The organism is Clostridium intestinale DSM 6191 (assembly GCF_900130055.1).
In the GTDB taxonomy this organism is placed as follows: Bacteria; Bacillota; Clostridia; order Clostridiales; family Clostridiaceae; genus Clostridium_T; species Clostridium_T intestinale.
The window spans coordinates 200,931-217,444 of sequence record NZ_FQXU01000008.1; the positions used below are offsets into that span (position 1 = coordinate 200,931).

The window sequence follows — 16,514 nt, forward strand, 5'->3', positions numbered from 1 at the left end:
TGGGGCTCCTTTTTTATAAAAATATTTTGGAGAGAAATTTTAAAATGAATTTTAATTATAAGGTAATTGTAAGTAAGAGAAGAAAAACAGTAAGAGTAAAAATAGCATCAGAAAAAGAAGTAATCATATATTCTCCTTATAGAATTAGCAATAAGGAAGCAGAAGCTATAATTAATTCAAATATAAAACAAATAGAAAAACTTATAGACAAACTAGCAAAGCTTAGGGGACCATCCATACTAGAAAGAGGTTGGTTGTATATTTTAGGTGAAAAAGTTCCTGTAACTATAATTGAGAAAAAAGAAGAGGGGATAAGTTTAAAATACGATGGACAAAGAGTTTATTTATCTATAAATCCTAATCACAATCAAGATGAAGTAAGGGAATTAATAAAAAAATGGTATAAAAAAATTGCCAAAGAGTATCTAATAAGGCTCACTGTTGAAATGGCTGAGAAATACAACTTCACAGTAAACAGTGTAAGAATTAAAGATGTGAAAACTAGATGGGGAAGCTGTTCCTCAAAAAGAAATATTAATTTAAGTTATAAACTTATCATGGCACCTAAAGAGGTCGTAGGGTATGTGATTGTTCATGAATTATGTCATTTAAAAGAAATGAATCATTCAGAAAAGTTTTGGAGAGAGGTCTCCAATATAATCCCTAATTATAAAGTTTATTTAGAACATCTGAAAAAGTTTGGACACAATTATGAAGTTTAAGATGATTGAAAATTGACAAAGTGCAATCGATAATTTTTTTAGTGGAGAGTGGAAAGGTGAGAATTGAGAGTTAAGGAATAATTTACAATTAAAGGAGTTTCCTTAAGGAATTTCCTCTTTAAACTTTCCACTGTCAACTCTCAACTAAACTAAAGAATTCCTTCAGTTTTTAATATATCCTCAAGTTCTTGAACTTTTTGAGAAAGAGTCATAAACTTTTCTTTTAATACATCTTTTGAGTTATTGTCATCAATAACTTTTTCTATATCCTCTACAGTTTTTAAAGCTTCGTCAACTTCATGTTGAGCTAATTTTAGTTTGCTTTCTTCCATTTTAAATCTCCTTTTTTTCTTTAGGTTTAATATTAAGAATTAAATATACCTGCAATTTTATCCTATCACGTATTAATAAGTGCTTCAAGAAATTATTCTATAAAACAACTACGGTGCATATAGATTATTATGTCCAGAATTAGTAGAAAGGAGTACAAAATGATAAATTATATATGGTTCTTTATGATAGCCTTAGGAATAATAGTTGGAATGGTGACAGGAAAAGGTGCAGATATAAGCAAGGGGATAGTAGAGTCATCAGCATCCTCAGTAGAAATAGTTGTTGGACTAGTAGGAATGATGTGTTTTTGGTGTGGAGTAATGAAAGTTGCCGAAAAAAGTGGATTAACAGAAAAATTAGCTAAAGTTATGAAACCATTTTTGAGAATAATTTTTAAGGAAGCCTCCAAAGATGAAAAAGCTCTTGGAGCTATTGTTATGAATATTACTGCAAATATGTTTGGGTTATCTAATGCAGCTACTCCTTTTGGAATAAAAGCTATGGAGGAAATGCAAAGATTAAATAAAGATAAAAATAGAGCCTCAAATGATATGGCCTTATTTTTAGTATTAAATGCTGCTTGTATACAGTTAGTACCATCAACAATCATATCCATAAGAGCATCACTAAATTCAGAGAACCCAGCAATTATAATAATTCCTGCAATGATAGCAACTGGAAGCGCAGCATTGGTAGGAATAATATGCTGTAAAATATTACAGAGATATTTTTAGGAGGAGCCATGCTGAGATATTTAAGTTTGAGTATAATACCGATAATACTATTTATTATAATAACTTATGGAATGATCAAAGATAGAAAAGTTTACGAGTGGTTTGTAGAAGGGGCAAAGGATGGCTTAAGTGTATGTATTAGGATATTTCCATACCTTTTAGCTATGGTAGTAGGAGTAAAAATATTTAGAGAAGCAGGACTAATAGATATATTGAATTTTTTATTATCTCCGATAACAGTATTAATAGGATTACCTAAAGAGATACTCCCTTTAATCCTAATTAAACCTCTTTCAGGAAGTGGAGCAATAGGAGTATTTACAGATATTCTTAAAACTTATGGTGTAGACAATTATATAGGTTTGGTCTCTTCTGTAATTATGGGAACAACAGAGACAATTTTCTATACAATTACAGTGTATTTTGGAGCTGTAAAAATAAAAAAGATAAGACATACTCTATGGGCAGCGGTTATGGCAGATATGACTGCTATAATTATGGCTTTAATAGTTGTAAAAATAATACTGTAAAATTATTGACAAAAGGTATAGATTACCTTATTATAAGATTATAGATAATATTTAATAATTTTATAATTATGAGGTGATTAGGGTGATAGAAATAATTAATGCGACTAAAAGTTATAATGGTAGAGTTAATGCCGTGGATGACATATCACTTACCATTAACAATGGAGAAATATTTGGTTTCTTAGGACCAAATGGAGCAGGAAAAACAACTACGATAAAGATGCTTACAGGCATAGCTGAGGCTACAAAAGGTGAGATTTTAATAAATGGAATAAGCATAACTAAAGATCCTATACTTTATAAAAAACAGTTTGGATATGTTCCAGATAATCCAGATATGTTTTTAAGAATGAAGGGAATAGAATATCTAAACTTTATTGGAGATGTTTATGATGTTTCTGCAGATGAGAGAAAAAAAGTAATTTCTGAATTAGCAACAAGGTTTTCTATGGAAACTGCTTTAAGGGATAAGATACAAAGTTACTCTCATGGAATGAGACAAAAAATAGTGTTAATGGGAGCACTTCTTCATAAACCAGATGTTTGGATATTAGATGAACCTATGACTGGTTTAGATCCAAAATCAGCATATATACTTAAGGAAATGATGAGGGAGCATGTTGAAGAAGGAAAAACAGTATTCTTTTCAACTCATGTTTTAGATGTAGCAGAAAAATTATGTGATAGAGTAGCTATTATAAATAAAGGAAAATTATTATTTTGTGGAACTCTCGAAGAAATAAAAGATCAATTTAAGGTAGATGAATCCTTAGAAAAAATGTTCTTGGAGATGACTGAAAATGAATAAGTTAGTTACTATAACCAAGTTTTTTTTAAGAAATTTCTATGAGAGTTTAACATCTAATGTAAAGTCAGGCGGACAAAAGGCATTAACTATAGTAGCCATGGGATTTATTCTTATAATGCTTGCTGTTCCAATTACTCTTTTTGTAACAGTAAGCTATGGAGTATTAGACCACTTTAATCAAAGTGAGCTAATTTTAGGAACCTTGTTTAATGGAGCTTCCACAATTATATTTTTATTTGGGATAGCTGGAGTAATGAGTATATTTTATTTTAATAATGATATAGAATGGATACTTCCATTACCCATAAAAGCATCTCATATAGTCATAGGAAAATTTCTAACCTTACTAGTTTATGAATATATAATATTGTCAGTTATAATACCAGCACTTATAGCTTATGGAGTATTATCTGGTAGCGGTATATTTTATTACATAACCGCATTAATAGTCTACATTACTATTCCAGTTATTCCTATAGCTTATGGAGTTATATTGAGTTTTATATTGATGAGATTTACGAATCTTTCTAAATATAAGGATGCATTTAAAGTAGTTACTGGTTTAATAGGATTGTTTTTAGGTCTTGGGATTAATTTCTTAGGTCAGAGGATAGGAAATGGTGCAATGACTATGGATAATGCTCAAGATATTCAAGAAATATTTGGGCAAGGGTCTCTTTTAGATAAAATGAATACAGTATTTATAAATACTAAAGTTTCTGCTTATGCTTTAAGTGAAAGTGGAACTTCTAAAGGATTTATTAATTTAGGACTACTAATTTTAATTGTTTCTTTAGTAATGATAGTTCTATATGTTTTAGCAGAAAAAGTTTATATAAAGGGAGTAGTTGGATTATCAGAATCCTCTTCAACTAAAAAGAAGTTAAGTAATGAGGAGCAAAAAAGTCTTATAAAGCAAAACTCTGCTCTTAAGGCTTGGATTATGAGAGAAATAAAAATATTATTTAGAACTCCTTCCTATATAGTTAATTGTATATCAACATTGATATTACCTATAATTATATTCGTTATTCCAATGTTAAGTACAGGTTCAGGAGGAATATATCAAGTTTCTAACTTTATAAATAGCTTAGATAACAAAATTATAATAGTAGGAATATACATGGCGTTTTTAGCTTTTTCAGTAAGTGCAAATTCAATAGCTGCAACTTCAATATCTAGAGAGGGTAGAGAACTTCTTATAATAAAATATCTACCTACAGATACAAGAGTTAAGTTGTTTGCTAAGGTTATTGTAGGTATACTTTTAAGCAGTGTTACAAATATAATATGTAGTGTAGCCCTAGTAGTGTTTAAAGTAGATGTGTATGTAATTCTATTATCACTTTTAATGGGTGAGGTTGTAATAACTTTAATAAGCATTATTGGAGTTATAGTAGACAGCTATAGTCCTAAACTTTATTGGGAAAATGAGCAGCAGGCAGTTAAAAACAACTTAAATTCCTTAAAGGTTATGGGAATAGGTATTGTTATAGGAATTTTAGGCTTAGTAATTTTTGTTGCTGGTAATTTAATTTCTAATGTGATTGGTATATTAGGTATTTTAATATACTTAATAATATTAATAGGGGTAAGTTACAAACTTCTAATAAGCAAGGCTACAAAAAAAGTTGAAAAACTTGAATAAAAAGAGAACTTTTATGAGACTTTAATCGTCTATATATATGAAGGAATAAAAAAAGAGGAGAGGGAAATGGAAAGGGATAAGTTGAACTCTACAGATGATGATATCACAAGAATAAGTTATGGAATAGCCTTTGGATCAGGTATAGGAGTAGTATTAGGAGCAGTTATAAGCAATGTTCCTCTAGGATTTTCATTAGGAGGGGTCAGCGGTATCCTAATATCCATTGTATATAACTTTGTAGTAAGAAGTAAAAAAGGCAAAAAGTAATGATTAGTAATATAAAGAAGCAGCTTTAAGAATAAAAACCTTAAAGCTGCCTATTTATTTTTGAGCCACTTTTTTAAATTTTTTCCTATATAATAAGTAAACCAATGAGCCATCTATTATCCATTGAAGAGTTGTTATAATCCAAACATAAACAACTGAGAGTTTAAGTGTATAAATAACTATAAACATTAAAGGAAGTCTTATTATCCAGGAAGAGAACAATGCAACCTTAAAGGGAGTTTTTGTATCTCCAAGTCCTTTTAAACTACCACCAACAATCATAGATATTGCCATAAAAGGTTGTTCTATAGCTGCTATCATTAAACAATAAGTACCTAATTTTATAACCTCGGTTTCAGAAGGAGTTATAAAAAGTCGTATTAATGGGTTTGGTATTACTAAAAATAAAATTGAGCAAAATAGCATAACTATAACACCTAGAAAAATAGAGGTATTAGCATATTCTCTAGCTTTTTTATAATCGCCTTGTCCTACCTTATGGCCTACTAAAGTTGTAGCAGCAACAGCAAACCCCCAACCAGGCATAAAACTTATAGATTCAATAGTAGTTGTAATTTGATTAGAGGCAAAAGCTATGGTTCCAAGAGAAATTATAAAAATATTGCTTAAAAGTCTGCTTATACTGAAAGCACCTTCTTGAAGAGAAGAAGGGATAGATAATCTTATAAGTGAAGAAAATCTCTCAAACTTAAATTCTGTTATATATTTTAATCTAGGTTTAATAGTTGAGTATTTAGAAATATAAATTAGGATGAATATAAAGCCTACAATTTGAGCAAAAGAGGTAGCGATAGCAGCTCCCTTAACTCCTAACTCAGGAAATCCAAACTTTCCGAATATAAGTAGATAATCGAAAGAAATATTAATAAGATTTATTATTATAGAAGCTAAAAGAGGAATTTTAGTATTACCAGAACCCCTTAAAGCACCATTTAAAGCATTCATAAGCATAGAGAAAAATACTCCTATTGAAGCAATCTTTAAATAAGTTCCTCCTAAACTTATAACCTCATTGTCAGCACCAGCTAAACCTAAAATATTTTCAGAGAACAAGAAAAAGGTTAAGGATAATATAAGAGCTATAACTAACCCAGAAGCGAATCCTAAGGTAGCGTATTCTTCAGCCTTGTCTTTTTTATTTGCTCCAATATTTCTAGCAACTAAGGAAGTTATACCTATAGATATACCAGAAGCTATAAGTATGTTAGAAAAGGTTGAGATTATTTCTGAACCAAGACCAACAGTGCTTACAGCAAGATTTCCTCCATATCTTCCTACCATCATGGTATCGAAAACCCATATCATCATGTAAAGTATCATTTCGCCTACAGCAGGTAAGGCAAGTCTTAATACTTCACCAATAGTATTTTTATTAATGTTCATAAAAACTCCTTTCAAAACAGTTTTTAAACCAACATTAACTATTATATACTAACCTAATAAAAAGGCAAAAAAATAAGGAAATTCCATAAGGAAAATCCTAAAATCATTGGGATATTTTCTCTATATTAAATTTTATTTAGAGACTAATTAATTGTTTGTTTTATGGGTATAAGGGTTCTAAAAGCTTTTTCTCAGGGCTTAGCCCCATGCCTGAGATGCTTTTAGAAATTATGTATAATAGCCCCCTTAAATGCCTAAGGCATGAATGTATTGTATCACAAAAATATACTAACTCATCTTCAAACTTATAAAGTAGACAAGATATCAAGAAAAACAAAGAATGCCATATAAAAACAAGTATATTTTCATAAAGTGACTTAATTTAGCCTATTATTATTATTATTCAAATGTTATAATTTATGCAGAAACACAAATTAAGGACAAATGTATTTCTCTGAGAAACACAAAGGAGTGATAAAATGAATGAAGAGAAGTTTTATATAGTAAATGGAAAGATATTACCTGATATATTTATAAAGGTTATGAAGGTTAAAGAGCTTATATACAGTGAACAAGTAAAAGATATTACTGAGGGAGTTAAGAAAGTTGGGATAAGTAGAAGTGCTTATTATAAATATAGGGACGCAATATACCCAATGAATGAGCCTATTAATAGCAGAAAAGTTATATTAAATATATTGCTTTCTCATGAAGCAGGAGCCTTATCTAGAGTATTAGATCTTATAGCTGAGTATAAGGGAAATATACTTACAATAAATCAAGATATACCTATAAATTTAACTGCTAATGTAACAATAACTGTAGATGTATCCAATATAACAATAAAAGCAAAAACCTTACTTGAAAGTATAGATGCACTTCCTAATGTTGTTAAAACCAGAGTTTTGTTTGTAGAATAGTATGCTATAATTAAGTTAAGCATTAAAGAAGCAAAGGAGAGAAGTTATGAAGGCAGAAGTTTTTATAAAAAATAGAGAGAATTTATTCAAAGCTGTGGAAGAAAATAGTGCGGTAATATTATTTGCAGGAAAAGCACCTAAAAAAACAGCTGATGAAGCATATAGTTTTACACCTAATAGAAGTTTTTATTATTTAACAGGAATAGATGAAGAAGAAATAACTTTAATATTGGTAAAAAAGAAGGATGAGCAAAGAACAATATTATTTGTAAAAGAACCAGACTTAGAAATGGAAAAATGGGTTGGGAAAAGTATAAGAGCGAATGAAGCAAAAGAAAAAGGTGGATTTACAGAAGTTCTATATACTAAAGAATTTGAAGGAACTATACATGGACTTATATTTAAAGAAGAAATAGAGAAAGTATATTTTGATTTAGAAAAAGATGGTTTCGCTGAAAGAGAAACTTTAGTTGAAGAGTTTGCAAGAAATCTAAAGAATAAATATCCTCAAGTTTCAGTAAAAAATATATACAACAGTATAGCAGAACTTAGACTTGTAAAGTCTAGTGAAGAAGTAGAAAACATGCAAAAAGCTATAGAGATTACCATTGAAGGGGTAGAAGCTTTAATGAAGAATTCTAAACCAGGTATGATGGAATATGAACTTGAAGCTTATTATGATTTTAGTTGTAAGAGAAGAGGCGCAACGGACGCTGCATTTAAGACAATAGCAGCTGCTGGAGTTAATGCTACAATACTTCACTATGTTGATAATAATTCTATAATTAATGATGGAGACTTAATATTATTTGATTTAGGTTCACAATATGAATATTATAATGCAGATATAACAAGAACTTTCCCTGCAAATGGTAAGTTTACAGAAAGACAAAAACAAGTTTATGAAGCTGTACTTAGAGTAAACAAAAAGGTAATAGATGAGATTAAACCAGGAGTTAATTGGGGAGACATAAACACTAAAGCTACAGATTGGGTTGCAGAAGAATGTATAGCTTTAGGATTAATAGACGATAAAAAAGATGTAAGAAAATACTATTGGCATTCTATAGGTCACAGCCTGGGATTAGATACTCATGATGTGGGTAAAAGAAATGTTGAGCTAAAACCTGGAATGGTATATACAGTAGAACCTGGGATTTATATAGCAGAAGAGGGGATAGGAGTAAGAATAGAAGACGATATATTAGTTACTGAGGATGGAAATGAAATATTAACTAAGGCAATGATTAAAGAAGTTAGTGAAATAGAAGAATTCTTCAGAAATCGTTAATTATTAAGTGTTTATTAATATTAGAGTAATATTAGAATTAAATGGTATAATAATATTAATAAGAATGTATGGGAGATGATTTAAATGATAAATGATCTTAAGAAGTTGTTGTTAGCTGGAGTGGGTGCCGTAGCTACAACTTATGAAAAAGCATCTGAGGTTGTAGATGAGTTAGTTGAAAAAGGCAGATTAACTGTAGATGAAGGTAAAGAGCTTTCAGAAGAATTAAAAAGAAACTTTACTACAAAAGCCACAGAAAAAATTAATGAAATAAAGTCAGTAAACAAAGAGAGTTTAGAAAAGGTTATTTCAGAACTTGGATATGTTAAAAAAGAAGAGATAGATAAACTAAAAGTAAGAATAGAGTTTTTAGAAAATAAACTAGATCAAATGTAGACTAAAGGGTTTCCCTTTAGTCTATTTATTAATTATTGCTTAGTGACAGGGAAACAGGAGTGATTTATTTGAACAGAAGTACTTTTAATAGGTTTAGAGAGATAATTAGAGTACTTACCTATTATGGTTTTGGGTATTTTGTTGAAGAGAAAATACTAAATAAAAAACAGAAGGTTGAAAACTTTAGAAAAGCTTTTGAAGATTTAGGACCAACTTTCATAAAAATAGGGCAGATACTTAGTACTAGACCAGATATTATTTCAGAAGAATATATTGAAGAATTAAAAAAGCTTCAAAATGATGTGGTTAAGGTTCCTATAGAAGATATTAAAAGAACTTTTCAAGAGGAACTAGGAAGAGATATAAATGAATGTTTTTTAGAATTTAATGAAGAACCTATAGCTTCTGCATCTGTTTCTCAAGTTCATGAAGGAGTTTTAAAAAGCGGAGTAAAGGTTGTAATAAAAGTTCAAAGACCAAACATAAAAGAACTTATGAGCCAAGACATGAGGATTTTAATGAGGCTTACTAGAATGGCAAAAGGAAAGTTTAAAGAAACTTTAATTGATCCAATGGAAGCTTTAAAAGAAATACAGAACATTACAGAAAAAGAATTAGACTTTAGGATAGAAAAAGACAACTTAAAGAGATTTAAGAGAAATAATAGAGATGTAGTACCACTTCATGTTCCAGAAGTTTATGATGAATATTCAACTGCTAGAATTTTAATTATGGAGAAAATAGAAGGGTATAAGATAACAGATAAATATAGCCTAATTCAAGATGACTATGAATTAGAAGACATATCAAGAAAATTGGTATCCATATATTTTAAGCATATTTTTAAGGATGGCTTTTTCCACGGGGATCCCCATCCAGGTAATATTCTAGTATCTGACAATAAAATTTGCTTTATAGATTTTGGGATAATGGGGGAAATAAGTCCTTACCTAAGAGAATGGTTTAATAAGGTAATAATAGCTTTAGCTAAAAAAGATATAAATAAGCTAGTTGACTTTATATTAGCAATAGGAATAAAAAATGGAACTATAAATAAAAGTAACTTGTATGAAGATATAGAAGGATTTTTAGATGTTTATTTAGGCACTTCATTAAAGAACATAAAAATATCTAGGATGCTTCAAGAAATAATGGCCATATCATCTAAAAACAATATTTTAATGCCTACAGACTTAGTTATATTAGCTAAAAGCATGGTAATATTTGAAGGGGTGATCGCAGAGTTATCTCCTGATTTAGACATATTAACAATGGTTATAGCTATAATGGGCAATGATAGCAAATTATTTTTTTTAAATGATTTAAGCAAAGAAGACATAGCATTAAAACTTTACAAATTCATTGAAAGTTCTATAGAGCTCCCAGAAAAAGCTGTTAGTTTTATGGATAGTGTAAAAGGTGGAAGGGCAAAAATTAACCTACAGATAAATGAGTTAGATAAATCAATGGATAGATTCAGTAAAATGGTGAATAGAATGGTATTTTCCATGATAATTTCAGCTATGATAGTAGGCTCATCACTAATAATAGATTATAATGGGGCACCACAATTTCATGGGGTCTCAGTAATAGGTTTATTTGGATTTTTTATAGCTGCTATATTAGGAGTTTGGCTTGTTATAAGCATAATAAGATCTGGAAATATATAAAGTGAAACTTAGCTTCAGAGGGAGTTTTATCTCACACTGAAGGTTAGTTGAACTAATCTAGGGGCTAGACATCAGATAAAATAATTCTTGATAAAATTTTTGCTACAATGTATAATTCAATAAAAGTGAATATTTTAGAGATAGAGGCGCAAGGTTTAAAAGTATCTTCATGGAGCTAAGCACAGAGAAGTGAAGAGAAAGGAAATATTGCCGAAGTGTGTAGTTAATGCTTTAAAACTATACAACTGGTCTTATATAGAATATATATAAGATTGTCACAAATAATGTTTGTGGAGTGCTATCCAATGGAAACTGTTGTTGATATTTTTCAGTACATACAGAGCCTTGGATTACTCCAAGGCTCTTTTTAATATTGGGGAACACTTTTAGATAATAACAGCCTTAATTAATAAACATAAAAGAAAAGATGTGCAAGTGAAAAATAAAAAACTTGCATTTGTAAATAGAAATATATTTACATTACAACATTTTATGTTAGAATTGAATTTAGGCGGTAAATAAAAATTCATTTGGGGGTATATTTAATGTATAAAATTCCTAGTTCTATGATGACGCAACATCCAGACAACGTAGATACTTATGTATCTATACAACAAGAACCACAAGAAGCAATTGACGGTCTTACATTTCAGGAGAAAGGTGGACTTGGAATAAATGAGATAATGATTGACTTTGAAGGTAAGTTAACACCATATCATCAAACTTCTCAGGTGGCTTTAGGATTAATCTCTAATGGGATAATTCCAGGAAAGGATGTAGCTATAACGCCAAGAATTCCTAATGCGAATAAGGAATCAGTATTTAGACAATTAATGAGTATAATGTCAATAGTAGAAACCAATGTTCAAGCTTATCAAAACACAGGTGTGCAGGCTATAAAAGAGGTTGTAGTACCTATGGTTGAGACTGGAGCAGAAGTTTGCCAATTCCAAGATAGAGTAAACTCTGTTATTGAACTTGGAAACAAAAACTATGATGTTCAATTTGATTTAAATAGTATAAGAATAATTCCACTAGTAGAAGGGGTTCCTTCATTAGTAAATATAGATACAATTTTTGATGAGTTTTATCATACCTCAGAAGATAAAGGAGATAAGCTTGAATCTTTAAGATTTATGCTAGCACGTTCAGATTCTGCTATGTCTTATGGATTAATATCAGGAGTATTATCTGTAATACTTGCAATAGATACAGCTTATAAGTGGGGAAAAGACCATGGAGTAGAAGTATATCCAATCCTAGGTTGTGGCTCACTTCCATTTAGAGGACATTTCACTAATGATAATGTTGAAAGTATGATTAAAACTTACTCAGGTATTAAGACTTTTACACTACAATCAGCTTTAAGATATGACCATGGAAGAGATAAAGCAAAAGAAGTAGTAAATAAATTGAATGATAATATAGATAAATCAGTTCATAGAAACTTTAATCAAGAAGATATAGAACTTATGAAAGAATTCATAGGAATATTTTCAAAATATTATCTTCAAACCTTCTTAAAAATAATAAACACAGTAAGCTTTGTATCAGACTTTATCCCTAAAAATAGAGATAGACTTACTAAGAGTAAAACTGGTTTAGACTATACTAGAGATCTTCCAGAAATAGATAAAATAGCAAACTGGGTTAAAGATGAGAAATTAAAAAATGAATTATTATCAATAGACCTAAACGTAGAATATTCAGTGCCAAGAGCTATTTCTTACACTGGAGCTATGTATACCCTAGGAATACCACCAGAATTCGTAGGAATGGGTAGAGGTCTTAGAGAAATAAAAGAAAAGTATGGACAAGAAGGAATAGATAAACTAAAAGAATTCTATCCTCAAATAAAAAAAGACTTTAGATTTGCAGCTTTGTTTGCTAATCCTAAAGTTTCAAAAAGAATAATAGATGAATCCGCAAGATTAGAATATGCAGAGGATCTAGAATTAGTAAATGAAATATTAGACTTAGGTATTGATTTTGAATACCTAAATGATAATGAATTCTACCATACATTACTTAAAACAACTCGCCCAATCATAATGCATCTAATAGGTTCAGAAGAAGATTTATTAGAAAATAAAACAGAAGAACTTAAGATTCTAAATGAGTGGATTATAAGAATGGGTAAATTAAGAGGAAGTATGGGTTAATAAGATATTTAGATTATAGTTGTATTTTGTATGTAAATAAATGTAACTAGATTAAAAAAACTAATAAACATTGTTAAGTATATTAATAGAAACACCTCTTATTAATTGAGTTAATAAGAGGTGTTTCTCTATTTATATGGTTATTTTATTTTTTAAGTAAATATAGAATTTTATAAAATGGAAAGTAAGCTTGACATTGATGAAAGGGAGTGTTAGTATTTAAATATGGAAAGTAAACTTAACATTAAGAGGAGTGGTAGGGTGAAAAATCGTTTAGAGGAAATACGAAAAAAACGGGGGATAAAGCAAGAGGAGTTGGCTACTATACTCGAAGTATCAAGACAAACTATTGGTTCCTTAGAGAATGGCAGATATAATCCTTCTATTATATTAGCTTTTAAGATTGCTAAGTACTTTAATATGAGTATAGAAGAAATTTTTATTTATGAGGAGGAATAAGTAAAATGAAAAAAGAAGCGAAGTATTATTATTTATCAGTATTTGGATTTATATTATTGGGTTTAGGGTTATATTTAAGTAAAACAATTATTGAAGCAGAGGGAATTATGAGAGCATTACCATATGTATGCATAGGATTAGGCTGTGGAATATTAGGTCATGGTATAGGCGAGATTATAAGTTATAAGGCATTAAAAAATTCCCCTGATATTAGAAAACAAATAAACATTGAAAAATTAGATGAACGAAATATTTTAATAACAAGTCGTGCAAAAGCAAAAGCATATGACATGATGATATTTATATTTGGAGCTTTAATGCTTACTTTTGCTTTGATGAGAATTGATATGATAGCTATTCTTCTTTTAGTTTTTGCATATTTGTTTATTATTGCTTACGGATTGTATTATAGTTATAAACTAAATAAAAAATTATAAATATTAAGCCTTACTCTGAATATTTCAGAATAAACACCTTTTATTAGTTAAATAAAAAGGTGTTTTTATTTATATATTATAATATAAGAAGTACTTATATCTATGAATTATCAATAATTAAAGCTATTTCCCCAGCACCAACTACTACAACACGGTCATCATCTAGAATAGTTCCTAAGTTTACTGTATCGTTTATGTTATCAAATTTTTTAAAGAAGGTTTGGTTACCATTAGCATCAATTATAGCTAGACTTACAGAGGTGTTTTGGCTCACAAGTGTAGCACTAGCCTTAACTTGTATAGCATTTGTAATATCATATACACCCTCTTTGTAAGTATTTGATTCAGAAATTATTTTTGGTGTTTCAGTTAAATTCATAAAAGTTGATAAAATAATTGGTATTAATAAAGTTAGTTTCATCATATGCACCTCACTTTATATAGTTTCTTTAAGTTTAGATGGAAATATTCATAGCTTAGTTTAGGAGTTTATTTTTCTTGAAAAAAGAACATATGTTTGCTATGCTTATAATAGCATATGTCATAGAAAGGAAAAGATACTAATGTTAACTATAAAGCAGAAAAAGGTCTTAGATATAATAGATGAGTATATAGAGAAAAATAAAATTTCACCTACAATTAGAGAGATTCAAGAGCTAGTTGGACTAAAGTCTACTTCTACTATCCACGAATATATTAAGAGACTAGAGAAAAAAGGGTATATATCCAGAATAGATGCATCACCAAGAAGTATTAAGGTTGAAAAGAGGGATTAGTAGATGAAAAATGTAATTTATTTTTCAGGAGAAGATGTAGAAGTAAATGGTATAGAAACTAAAATGTACTTACACTATAGGATAGACAAAGAAAATTTATATCACATAAATAAGGGGTTAGAGTTAAGCAAGGATGAAGCTATGGATTTAAGTATATATGATTATGGAAGGATGATATATAATCAATTAACAGGTACGATAACCATAGAATTAGATAAATATGAACAGAATTTTGATTACAAAGTAATTGAGACCTTATGGGCTAGAGATAAATTTTTTAGAGTTATTGCAGATATTGAATCTTAAAAGAATGTGAGCAAAATAAAAAAGAGACTATTGAATTAGCAGATTAAAATTCTGTTATCCGATAGTCTTTTTTTAGTTTATATTTTATAATAGATTAATTTAAGATTAAAATGTACAATAGTTCTTTTTTAATTATCTTCATCCAAATCCCCATCCGTATCTAAGGTTGGATTAAAATATTTATTAACCAAAACAGCTATAACAATTCCGATAGCAGTATCTATAATTCTATTTATTGCATAAAGATAGGTTACACCACCTCTAATATTTATCATTATAGCTAGAAAAACAACACAACTAATAGATATAGAGGGCTGCTTTTTTAATATTACTCCCGTATATATTACAATTACTATTCCAAGGCTTATTAAAACAGATGTTGGAATAGGAATATAAGGTTCAATAAAAATGAAAATTATTCCGTGTAAACCACCAATCAAAGTTCCTATTAATCTATTTTTTCCTGCAAGCACAGAATTTTTAACAGAATCTCCTGTACAAATAACAGCAGCTATACAAGCATAAAAGGGAAGTTCTCTATTTAAAATCTCAAACAATAAAATACATGCTAATACAGAAAGAGCAGTTTTAAGATTTCTAAGTCCTATTTTAGGCAATTTATTTATCTTAAAGTTCATATTTACCTCCTAAAAAAGAAAATCATTAGTTACAAAGTTATAGTTAAATAATACTATAAATCCATATTAAAATACACCCTTGGGTCTAAAGTGAAATCATAATGTTATAATATACTTAATGAATTTATTGGAAATTAAAGAGGGGATATTGATGTTTAAAATAGGTGAGTTTTCAAAACTAACACAGGTTTCCATAAGAATGCTTAGATATTATGATGAAATAGGTATATTAAAACCAGCAGAAATAGATAGGTTTTCTTCTTATAGATTATACTCAATAGAACAGATACCTAAAGTTAATAAGATAATATTTCTAAGAGACTTAGGTTTTAGTATTGCTGAGATATCAACAGCTATTAATAAATGGGATGATAATTTTATAGCTAATGAGTTGCAACAAAAACAAAAAGAAATAATGGACATCATTGAGGCAGAGAGGGATAAACTATCCAAAATAGAAATAGCCATGGAAGATATAAAAAAAGAAAAAATCCATATTAACTATAGTGTTTCAATTAAGAACATTCCTAGTTATAAGGTACTCTCCTTAAGAAAAGTTGTCCCAAACTATTATTCAGAAGGCGATATGTGGATTGAAATGAGTAACTTTGCAAAAGAAAACAATATATCAATATCTGATAATACTTTTTCAATTTATCATGATACTGAATATAAAGAAAAAGAAGTAGATATTGAACTTTGTGCAGTTGTTGAAAAGTTTAGAGAAGATAAAGATGGATTTGCATACAGGCATACTGAAGCAGTTCCATTAATGGCTTCTACCATGGTATATGGAGATTTTAAAAACATTGGTAAAGCTTACCTTTCTTTTGGAAATTGGCTTCAAGAGCATAAAAAATATAAAATGACAGGACAAAGCAGACAAATAGTTCATAGAGGACCCTGGAATGAAGAAAATCCTCAGGATTACTTAATAGAAATTCAAATCGCATTAGAAGAAAAACTTTAATATTTTTTATTGACTCTCACATAATGGTAGGTTATACACTGAA

The 16,514-nt window shown here is 29.2% G+C and carries 20 protein-coding genes and 1 riboswitch; of the genes, 16 read left to right on the plus strand and 4 right to left on the minus strand.

The window, feature by feature from the left end; translation table 11 throughout:
- Positions 1-44: 44 nt before the first annotated feature.
- Positions 45-722, plus strand: coding sequence for a M48 family metallopeptidase (locus BUA92_RS13740; RefSeq protein WP_139259348.1), 678 nt, complete (start codon positions 45-47; stop codon positions 720-722).
- Between the two features lie 149 nt (positions 723-871).
- Here BUA92_RS13740 and BUA92_RS13745 read toward each other — a convergent pair whose 3' ends face one another.
- Positions 872-1,054, minus strand: coding sequence for a hypothetical protein (locus BUA92_RS13745; protein ID WP_073020345.1), 183 nt, complete (start codon positions 1,052-1,054; stop codon positions 872-874).
- A gap of 159 nt (positions 1,055-1,213) precedes the next feature.
- On the opposite strand from BUA92_RS13745, the gene BUA92_RS13750 reads away from it, so the two are divergent.
- From BUA92_RS13750 to BUA92_RS13770, 5 genes are all read left to right on the plus strand, one after another.
- On the plus strand, positions 1,214-1,789 hold the full coding sequence (locus BUA92_RS13750; protein WP_073020347.1) for a nucleoside recognition domain-containing protein: 576 nt from the start codon (positions 1,214-1,216) through the stop codon (positions 1,787-1,789).
- Positions 1,790-1,797: 8 nt separating this feature from the next.
- Entirely contained in the window at positions 1,798-2,319 is a 522-nt protein-coding gene (locus tag BUA92_RS13755) for a spore maturation protein (RefSeq protein WP_073020349.1), read from the plus strand.
- An 82-nt stretch (positions 2,320-2,401) separates the two neighbouring features.
- Positions 2,402-3,127 carry an ABC transporter ATP-binding protein gene (locus BUA92_RS13760; protein ID WP_073020351.1) on the plus strand — a complete coding sequence of 242 codons (726 nt, stop codon included), beginning with the start codon at positions 2,402-2,404 and terminating at the stop codon, positions 3,125-3,127.
- The gene (locus BUA92_RS13765) at positions 3,120-4,775 is read left to right on the plus strand and encodes a putative ABC transporter permease subunit (protein ID WP_073020353.1); all 1,656 of its coding nucleotides are present in this window, start codon (positions 3,120-3,122) and stop codon (positions 4,773-4,775) included. Before BUA92_RS13760 ends, BUA92_RS13765 begins: the two co-directional genes overlap by 8 nt.
- Positions 4,776-4,841: 66 nt before the next feature.
- A complete protein-coding gene (locus tag BUA92_RS13770) occupies positions 4,842-5,042 on the plus strand; it encodes a hypothetical protein (RefSeq protein WP_073020355.1) in 201 nt (66 codons plus the stop codon).
- A 54-nt stretch (positions 5,043-5,096) separates the two neighbouring features.
- Here BUA92_RS13770 and BUA92_RS13775 read toward each other — a convergent pair whose 3' ends face one another.
- Positions 5,097-6,446 (minus strand): MATE family efflux transporter, encoded by a 1,350-nt coding sequence (locus BUA92_RS13775; RefSeq protein ID WP_073020357.1) that lies wholly within the window; start codon positions 6,444-6,446, stop codon positions 5,097-5,099.
- A gap of 479 nt (positions 6,447-6,925) precedes the next feature.
- Between BUA92_RS13775 and BUA92_RS13780 the strand changes: the two genes are divergently transcribed.
- The 7 genes from BUA92_RS13780 (at position 6,926) to BUA92_RS13810 (ending at position 13,781) form a co-directional block, all read left to right on the plus strand.
- Positions 6,926-7,366, plus strand: coding sequence for an ACT domain-containing protein (locus tag BUA92_RS13780; protein WP_073020360.1), 441 nt, complete (start codon positions 6,926-6,928; stop codon positions 7,364-7,366).
- 46 nt (positions 7,367-7,412) lie between these two features.
- Positions 7,413-8,657, plus strand: coding sequence for an aminopeptidase P family protein (locus BUA92_RS13785; protein WP_073020362.1), 1,245 nt, complete (start codon positions 7,413-7,415; stop codon positions 8,655-8,657).
- Between the two features lie 84 nt (positions 8,658-8,741).
- The gene (locus tag BUA92_RS13790) at positions 8,742-9,053 is read left to right on the plus strand and encodes a phasin family protein (protein WP_073020364.1); all 312 of its coding nucleotides are present in this window, start codon (positions 8,742-8,744) and stop codon (positions 9,051-9,053) included.
- Between the two features lie 68 nt (positions 9,054-9,121).
- A complete protein-coding gene (locus BUA92_RS13795; RefSeq protein WP_073020366.1) occupies positions 9,122-10,723 on the plus strand; it encodes an ABC1 kinase family protein in 1,602 nt (533 codons plus the stop codon).
- A 133-nt stretch (positions 10,724-10,856) separates the two neighbouring features.
- Positions 10,857-11,032: riboswitch (Lysine riboswitch) on the plus strand.
- A 236-nt stretch (positions 11,033-11,268) separates the two neighbouring features.
- Positions 11,269-12,885, plus strand: a complete 1,617-nt coding sequence (gene ppcA / locus BUA92_RS13800) for a phosphoenolpyruvate carboxylase (protein ID WP_073020368.1) — start codon at positions 11,269-11,271, stop codon at positions 12,883-12,885.
- Positions 12,886-13,146: 261 nt separating this feature from the next.
- On the plus strand, positions 13,147-13,344 hold the full coding sequence (locus BUA92_RS13805) for a helix-turn-helix transcriptional regulator (protein WP_073020370.1): 198 nt from the start codon (positions 13,147-13,149) through the stop codon (positions 13,342-13,344).
- 5 nt (positions 13,345-13,349) lie between these two features.
- Positions 13,350-13,781, plus strand: a complete 432-nt coding sequence (locus BUA92_RS13810) for a DUF6442 family protein (RefSeq protein ID WP_073020372.1) — start codon at positions 13,350-13,352, stop codon at positions 13,779-13,781.
- 100 nt (positions 13,782-13,881) lie between these two features.
- Here the strand turns inward: BUA92_RS13810 and BUA92_RS13815 are convergent, their stop codons facing one another.
- Entirely contained in the window at positions 13,882-14,202 is a 321-nt protein-coding gene (locus BUA92_RS13815; RefSeq protein WP_073020373.1) for a hypothetical protein, read from the minus strand.
- Positions 14,203-14,344: 142 nt separating this feature from the next.
- On the opposite strand from BUA92_RS13815, the gene BUA92_RS13820 reads away from it, so the two are divergent.
- Positions 14,345-14,557 carry a LexA family protein gene (locus BUA92_RS13820; RefSeq protein ID WP_073020375.1) on the plus strand — a complete coding sequence of 71 codons (213 nt, stop codon included), beginning with the start codon at positions 14,345-14,347 and terminating at the stop codon, positions 14,555-14,557.
- Between the two features lie 3 nt (positions 14,558-14,560).
- Positions 14,561-14,863: a hypothetical protein gene (locus tag BUA92_RS13825; RefSeq protein ID WP_073020378.1), complete on the plus strand. Its 303-nt coding sequence runs from the start codon at positions 14,561-14,563 to the stop codon at positions 14,861-14,863.
- A gap of 128 nt (positions 14,864-14,991) precedes the next feature.
- Here the strand turns inward: BUA92_RS13825 and BUA92_RS13830 are convergent, their stop codons facing one another.
- On the minus strand, positions 14,992-15,501 hold the full coding sequence (locus BUA92_RS13830; protein ID WP_073020380.1) for an FUSC family protein: 510 nt from the start codon (positions 15,499-15,501) through the stop codon (positions 14,992-14,994).
- A gap of 151 nt (positions 15,502-15,652) precedes the next feature.
- Between BUA92_RS13830 and BUA92_RS13835 the strand changes: the two genes are divergently transcribed.
- Positions 15,653-16,471, plus strand: coding sequence for a MerR family transcriptional regulator (locus BUA92_RS13835; protein WP_073020383.1), 819 nt, complete (start codon positions 15,653-15,655; stop codon positions 16,469-16,471).
- Positions 16,472-16,514: the final 43 nt, after the last annotated feature.